The following is a 7,184-nucleotide window of genomic DNA, read 5'->3' as shown; positions in this document are numbered from 1 at the left end:
TCTCTGCCCGCTGAAGAACTTGTTCCGCAGCTCATTAATGAATTGCTCGATCTGCATGGTACGGGGCGCGTTCTGTTTCGTAATACGCGTGATGCGGTTGAAGGCTTTCCTCAGCGTATTGTGCGGCCTTATGAGCTTGTTGCTGCGTATGAGCCAGACTCCGATTCGATCGCTAATGATCCAGAAGTAAAATGGTTGTGTGAGTTTCTCGAAGCGAATCGTGACGAGAAAGTTCTTGTGATTTGTTCGAACGCGAATCGCGCCTTGATGGTGGAAGAGTATGTGCGCTTACGACAAGGTTTTAGAACTTCAGCATTTTATGAGGGACTGAGCATTATCGAGCGAGATCGTGCCGCCGCGTACTTTGCAGATAAAGAAGAAGGCGCTCAGGCGCTAATCTGTTCTGAGATCGGTAGTGAAGGGCGTAACTTCCAATTCGCGAGCAATCTGGTCTTGCTTGATTTGCCCGAGAACCCAGATTTGCTCGAACAGAGAATTGGCCGACTCGATCGAATTGGTCAGGTTCGTGATGTACAGATTCATGTGCCGTACTTGTATGGAAGTCAGCGCGAAGCTTGGTTTAACTGGTACCACAAGGGTCTAAATGCATTTGAAACGAGTTGTCCGGCGGGGTATGCCATTCAGCAGAAGTTCCAAGAAAGCCTTGATCAGTATTTGTCTTTATCCGACCTCACATCAACTGAAGCCACTGGCATCATTGAAAAGGTCGCTGCTTATCGTGAAGAGATCATGCGTGAGCTTCAGATGGGCAGGAACGTATTGCTAGAGCTCAATTCATGTCGCCCGAAAGAAGCTGAAGCCTTGATTGAGAAGCTTGAGGAAGAAGAGCGTAGCCAAGATTTAGCCGCGTACATGCAGCGCGTATATGACTTGTATGGTGTTGAACAAGAGCATCAGTCAGATGGTTCAGTTGTATTGCATCCCGGCGAGCATATGCTGACAGCAGAGTTTCCTCGATTAACCGATGAAGGAATGACGCTTACGTATCAACGAGAGAAAGCATTGTCTCGCGAAGATATGGAATTTGTTACATGGGAGCATCCCATGGTCACTGAATTAATGGATCAGCTAGTGAGCGGCGAACTCGGCAATGCCGCTTTGGCGAAAATTTCCGTGAAAGGTATTCCTCCAGGCACCTTATTTTTAGAGTCTATTTTTACCGTGAACAGCATGGCGCCGAATGAGTTACAGCTAGATAAATATTTGCCGATGTCTCCACAACGTTTTGTCGTTAATGGCGATGGGCGAGATTTGTCGCAAGTGCTGCCGTATGAAAAGCTTAACGAGCTCAGCAGTGGTATAAAACGTACCTTGGCGCTGCAAATCATTAAAGAAATCCGCTCTGAATTTGCTGGTTTATTGGCGCATGCGCAGAAACTTGCTGAGCAAACTCTGCCGAGTTTCAAAGACATCGCGCGTGAGCAATTAAGTGCCGACATGGATGCTGAAATTCATCGTATGACCAGTTTACAGCAAAAGAATCCAATGATTCGCGAAGAAGAAATTGAATTTGTTCGTAAGCAAAAAGAAGAGGGTTTATCCTACATTGATAAGACAGGTCTGGAGCTTCAGGCCATGCGTATCATCATCAACACGTAGGAGGTGAACAACATGACAGATCAAAAATCAAAACCAGAATTGACCGAACTTCAGCACCATGTCACCCAATGTGGTGGTACCGAGCGTGCTTTTGATAACGAATACTGGGACCACAAGGAAGAGGGTATTTATGTCGATGTTGTGTCTGGAGAACCCTTGTTTAGCTCCACGACTAAATATGATTCTGGATCTGGTTGGCCTGCGTTTACCAAGCCTATTCACATGGAACAGATTGTCGAGAAAGAAGATCGTCAAATGTTCATGGTGCGCACAGAAGTGCGCAGTAAAGATGCCGATTCACACCTAGGCCATGTGTTTAATGATGGCCCCGTTGAAGAAGGCGGTATGCGTTACTGTATTAATTCGGCGGCCATGCGTTTTGTGCCAAAGGCAGAGATGGCAGAACAAGGCTACGCTGAGCTATTAAGCCTCTTCGATTAAAGGCTATTGCGATCGATATTGGGGTCAGAGTAAAAGCGCCCAGACCCCAGCGTTAAACCTCAAATATTTCTCATAAACTATAAGAAAAATGAACCAAGAATACTTAGGCGAAATTGCTAATATGCGCATGCCGTTTGGCAAATACAGTGGTCGTCGCTTAATAGATCTACCTGAAGAATACCTACTCTGGTTTCGTAAAAAAGGCTTCCCTAATGGCAAGCTTGGAACTCTGCTAGAAATGACGCTCGAGATTAAAATTGAGGGTTTAGAGAAACTGCTAGAGCCATTAAAGAAATAGCCTTATGGCTCTATGTTGTGCGTGCTTTATTTATAGCGCCCTTACTTTTTCTTAGCCGCTTGCTTCGCTTCAAACGCTTCCATTTGTTCTGGTGTCGCTGGAAGCTGGTGTTTGTCTTTCCACTCTGAGTAAGGCATGCCGTAAACGAACTCTCGAGCCGCGTCATAATCCACTTCAACACCTTTCTCGGCGGCCGCTGCTGCGTACCATTTTGATAGGCAGTTTCGGCAGAAGTCGGCCAAGATCATCAGGTCAATGTTTTGTACTTCTTTATGGTCATCTAAGTGTTTTAAGAAACGACGAAATACAGCGGCTTCTAGTTCGGTTTGTGTTTGTGAATCGATATTTGAAGACATAGGAATTCCTTATGAAATGAACTTGAGAAGTGTTGCTACTTGCGGCACGCTTGTCAATGTCGCTCAAGGATGGAGCGAGTTATTTAACAAGGAATTAGACATGAGCATATCAACTTGGCCAGAGTCCGAACGGCCGCGCGAAAAACTCCTCTCAAAAGGTCCTCAAACATTAAGTGACGCTGAGTTGCTTGCGATCTTTTTACGTACAGGCATCAAAGGGCGTTCAGCGATTGAATTAGCACGAGATTTACTCGCTCATTTTGGTGGGTTGAAGCCACTGCTTCGCGCTAGTGAACAAGAATTCTGTTCTTACAAAGGCATGGGCTTAGCAAAGTACGCGCAGTTACATGCAAGTTTAGAAGTAAGTAAGCGCGTACTAAAAGATGAGTTAAGGGAGAGTGATGTTATCACTAGCCCTGATGTGTGCAAACGTTATGTGCAGCATGCCTTGGCAAATCGTCAACATGAAACCTTCGCTGTTCTGTATCTTAATAATCAGCATGCAATTCTGGATATGGAAGAGCTGTTTCAGGGTACGATTGATGCTGCATCCGTATATCCGCGTGAAGTAGTTCGCCATGTACTTAACAAAGGTGCTGCAGCCGTCATTCTTTGTCATAACCATCCCTCTGGATCGACGCAAGCAAGCCAAGCTGACATCCAGATTACACGACGATTGCAGTCGGCATTGGAGTTGATCGATGTGCGGGTGCTGGATCATTTAATCGTCGCAGGTAGTCATGTGGTCAGTTTTACCGAACAGGGCTTGATGTAGACCTTGGTCCAATGCTAGACCAAGGTCTAATAGTTGTTTTGCGTAGTATTGCCAAAAATTCGCTTAGGAAAAATTATGCGCCATATAGTACGTAAAATTGGTGTGAGTGAATTCGATAATTAAGGCGACACCTTCACCTTAAACGCAGCGACTGTGGTCGATCCGCCAATTGAAGGGCGTTAAATTGTGCAGTAGGGCACCCTCAAACCCTAGCCGTTCAAAACACGCCTGGACTATTCTTGAGTTTCAAGTGTGTGCGTTTTAAAGGAAGTGTTAATGTATTAAATTCATATTGCGGGATGATCATCCTTGTTTGGAAATGCTCGGTTAGGGTTATTGAATACGCACTTGCCTGATCTTTGCATTAGTGAATCTTCTGATCTTGATTGCACGCTTAAAGTGCTCGAACAAAACCCTGACAATGATTTGTTGTTGCTCGATCTACATATGTCAGGCAGTCAGGACTCATTTGGTCTGGTGACTGTACCCGAAAAATTCCCAACTGTGCCTTTAACGATCATTTCAGCACGAGAAAATGTTGAGACTATTAGCCGTTGTATTGCTCACGGCTCAATTGGCTTTATTCCAAAGTCCTGCTCTCCGAGTATGATTAAAGATGCCATTGACCATGTGATTGATGGTGAATCTTAGGTGCAGTCTTTTGTGCGCCAAAACTTACGTCGAATCGATAATGAAGAACGTGACTCAGCAACGCAGGTCGCTGTCTTGACGCCCCAGCAGTATCATGTGCTTTGTTTCTTATGAGAAGGTTGGCTGAACAAACGGATAGCTTATGAAATTGGCGTGACAGAAGTTATGGTAAAAGCCCATATCACTGCTATTTTTAAGAAGTTGGGGGGTTAATCGTACGCAGGCTGTGATTACTTGATCTAAGAAGTCACTTTATGATCCTGCGACGGAGGCTGTTTAATCCTCTGTTTTAACATGTTGTTTTTGAGACTAATTAGGGCAATTACCCTAATTAATGGCTTTTGTCTTTACATTTCAGAAACATACGTCAAAATCGCCAACCCTTTTTATTGTTAAAGCGAGTAAGGTTATGGACGATATGCATCACTTTGTTATTGTGGGTGGTGGCGCTGGCGGACTAGAGCTTGCGACAAAACTCGGCAATAAATTAGGCAAGAAGAACAAAGCTCGTATTACGCTCGTTGATGCGGCCTTAACGCATGTCTGGAAGCCTTTGTTGCACGAGGTTGCTGCCGGCTCTCTCAATTCAGATGCCGCGCAAGTCGATTTTCGTGTGCATGCGCAACAGCATTATTTTGAATTCCAGCCCGGACGCTTAACTGGACTCGACCGTTCCCAAAAAACGATTACCTTAGCGCCTATAAATAATCGCAAAGGTGAAGAGGTTGTTGCTGCGCGCCGTGTGCCATACGACACATTGGTGATTGCTGTGGGCAGTACGACGAATGATTTTGGAACCAAAGGTGCCGAAGAGCATTGCCAGTTTCTCGATAGCCAGCTACAAGCGCGCCGTTTTCATCAGAGTCTGTTAAATCGTTATTTGCAAGCAGAGCATGCGCCCGAAGGTGAGAGAGATATTCATGTTGCGATCATTGGTGGGGGCGCGACCGGCGTCGAGTTGGCAGCTGAATTACGCTATGCTTCGCAGCAACTAGAGTCTTATGGTCTGCATAACGTCAAAGAAAGCAATATTCATATCTCTTTGATCGAAGCTGGTGGTCGTATATTGCCAGCACTAAAAGAACGTTTATCTGCGGCGGCAACGCGGGAATTGAATAAGCTCAATATTGAAGTATTAACATCTCAACCGGTAACAGAAATTACCGACACTCAACTGACCTTTGCTGAGAGTGAGCCTCTAAACGCCGAAATCAAAGTGTGGGCGGCAGGTATTAAAGCCCCAGGGTTCTTAACAGAACTAGATGGCCTCGAAACGAATCGATTGAATCAATTGAAGGTTGACACCACATTGGCAACGACTTTGGATGATTGCGTATTTGCGTTTGGCGATTGTGCGGAATGTTGGAATGAGGGTAATGAACGGTCTGTGCCTCCTCGTGCACAAGCGGCACACCAACAGGCGAGTACGCTGTACAAGACGCTTGTTGCTCGACTAGATGGCGGTGCTGCACATCAGTTTGTCTACAAAGATCATGGTTCGCTTGTTTCTTTGAGCGATTATACTGCCGTAGGAAGTCTCATGGGGAACTTGAGCAAAGGCAGCATGATGGTCGAAGGAAAGCTTGCGCGCTTATTTTATGTGTCTTTATATCGCATGCATCAGCTTGCCTTGCACGGCTTCTTTAAGACCGGTTTGATTTGGCTAAATGATCGTTTGATGCGAGTGATTCATTCTAGAATGAAGCTGCACTAAGCAAACATAACATTGCAAAGATGTCCCTTATGGGGCCTTTTTTGGTGTATCAATACAAGTAACAGTGCTCGCATATTGTTTGCAACGCATTGTTGTTTTTTCTTGCGGCTTGTCGGTTTAAGGTAGAGTGCCTACCACCACTTTTATCTCATAGGGCAAGTCAAATCGACATGCCTCTCCAATATAAGATTACTAGCTCTGTTACGACTAAGGTAATAATAATTACCTATTTCGAGCATGATAAGTTCCAAGGTCAGTATTATATTAAGTTACGCCTCCTGGGCATAAAGTCGTTTCTCAATATGTTCGAATATAATCCGTGTTCATATATATTTGCGTCCGCAGTAAAGAGCGCCTGTGATTTGCGCGATTGATAATAACCTCGATGTTTTTTCAATATACTTACTCGATAAGAGAGTAATACAAAAATAGCAAATTTTGGTGCTAGTGCTACCTAGAACAAAGTCCGTCTTAGAGCGAGGATTTAATTCTTTCAAATGAGTTCCAATATGCCAGGATAAACTTTCCCATTAAAAAATTATTTACGATCACGATAGAAAACAATCATTTGTATTTTGGAGTGATTTTTTCTCGAGCTTGTGCGCTCAAAGAACTGTCGATTTATTTTACATTATTGGTTTTTATCCATAATAAAAATAATCATAAATTACTGATAAATATCAATAAAAAGATTCTGGTTTATTTTTTGCTTTTTATGCTTTCAATGATATGAAAGACACTTAAGCAGTTACTACATAGGAAGGATAGTATAAATGAACTTTCAAAAACTAATTGCAGCCTTAATGTTAGGGTTAGCAAGTACCTCGGCTTTCGCTGCCACAATTACGTTTGTGTCTGCTATAGATGATAAGTGCCGATACATGACTGGTTGTTTGTTAAATGATCAGACGACAAATACCTATATTGATCCAATTGGTACTGAGCTTGAGGGTGCCAGTTGGGTTCAGCCTACTGGGGTATGGAAAGAGGCTGGCGTCGAATATCGGGTTTGGGAATTGGATTTAAATAGACCTAACCAAGATATGCGCATAGATTCTCTTTTCGTGTCTTTTGATGACGATCTCCAAATCCGATCCAAAGGTAAGATTCTTGCTGATATTAACCGCTATGATGTGGCTGGTGGAAATCCTTGGGCGCAGGTTATTAACGTTTATGATTACGTGAATTCATCCATGATTCTTGAAAAGGGTGGGCGTTTAAATTTTTGGGTCACAAACTCAGGCAATGGTCCAACTGGTATAATTTATAAAGGCACGGCATCTACAGTATCTGAGCCTGCAGCAGTAGCGATTCTTGGTCTTGGTCTAT

The 7,184-nt window shown here is 44.0% G+C and carries 8 protein-coding genes and 1 pseudogene; 8 read left to right on the top strand and 1 reads right to left on the bottom strand.

The features are described 5' to 3' along the window. From rapA to A3738_RS01270, 3 genes and pseudogenes are all read left to right on the top strand, one after another. The coding region (rapA, locus tag A3738_RS01280) for an RNA polymerase-associated protein RapA (RefSeq protein WP_082889926.1) at window positions 1-1,620 on the top strand (1,620 nt) is incomplete at its 5' end. 21 nt (window positions 1,621-1,641) lie between these two features. Continuing rightward, window positions 1,642-2,061: pseudogene (msrB, locus tag A3738_RS01275) on the top strand (peptide-methionine (R)-S-oxide reductase MsrB); the annotation flags it as partial. A gap of 88 nt (window positions 2,062-2,149) precedes the next feature. Further along, window positions 2,150-2,359, top strand: coding sequence for a DUF3820 family protein (locus A3738_RS01270; RefSeq protein ID WP_068473527.1), 210 nt, complete (start codon window positions 2,150-2,152; stop codon window positions 2,357-2,359). A 41-nt stretch (window positions 2,360-2,400) separates the two neighbouring features. On the opposite strand, the gene A3738_RS01265 is transcribed toward A3738_RS01270, so the two are convergent. Next, window positions 2,401-2,715 (bottom strand): DUF1244 domain-containing protein, encoded by a 315-nt coding sequence (locus tag A3738_RS01265; RefSeq protein WP_197468911.1) that lies wholly within the window; start codon window positions 2,713-2,715, stop codon window positions 2,401-2,403. Between the two features lie 100 nt (window positions 2,716-2,815). Here A3738_RS01265 and radC point away from each other — a divergent pair, with 100 nt between their 5' ends. The 5 genes from radC to A3738_RS01245 all read left to right on the top strand — a co-directional run. Next, window positions 2,816-3,490 carry a DNA repair protein RadC gene (radC, locus tag A3738_RS01260; protein ID WP_068473587.1) on the top strand — a complete coding sequence of 225 codons (675 nt, stop codon included), beginning with the start codon at window positions 2,816-2,818 and terminating at the stop codon, window positions 3,488-3,490. A gap of 336 nt (window positions 3,491-3,826) precedes the next feature. Next, window positions 3,827-4,141: a response regulator gene (locus A3738_RS30350; RefSeq protein ID WP_068503362.1), complete on the top strand. Its 315-nt coding sequence runs from the start codon at window positions 3,827-3,829 to the stop codon at window positions 4,139-4,141. A gap of 153 nt (window positions 4,142-4,294) precedes the next feature. Beyond that, complete coding sequence (locus tag A3738_RS32475) at window positions 4,295-4,354, top strand: hypothetical protein (protein ID WP_369819752.1); 60 nt, start codon at window positions 4,295-4,297, stop codon at window positions 4,352-4,354. A 196-nt stretch (window positions 4,355-4,550) separates the two neighbouring features. Further along, window positions 4,551-5,855: an NAD(P)/FAD-dependent oxidoreductase gene (locus tag A3738_RS01250; protein WP_068473591.1), complete on the top strand. Its 1,305-nt coding sequence runs from the start codon at window positions 4,551-4,553 to the stop codon at window positions 5,853-5,855. A gap of 773 nt (window positions 5,856-6,628) precedes the next feature. Then, window positions 6,629-7,184: hypothetical protein (locus A3738_RS01245; protein ID WP_082889925.1), on the top strand; the 556-nt coding region annotated here is incomplete at its 3' end.

Source organism: Oleiphilus sp. HI0066, from assembly GCF_001635725.1.
This window is presented reverse-complemented; position numbering and strand designations above follow the sequence as displayed.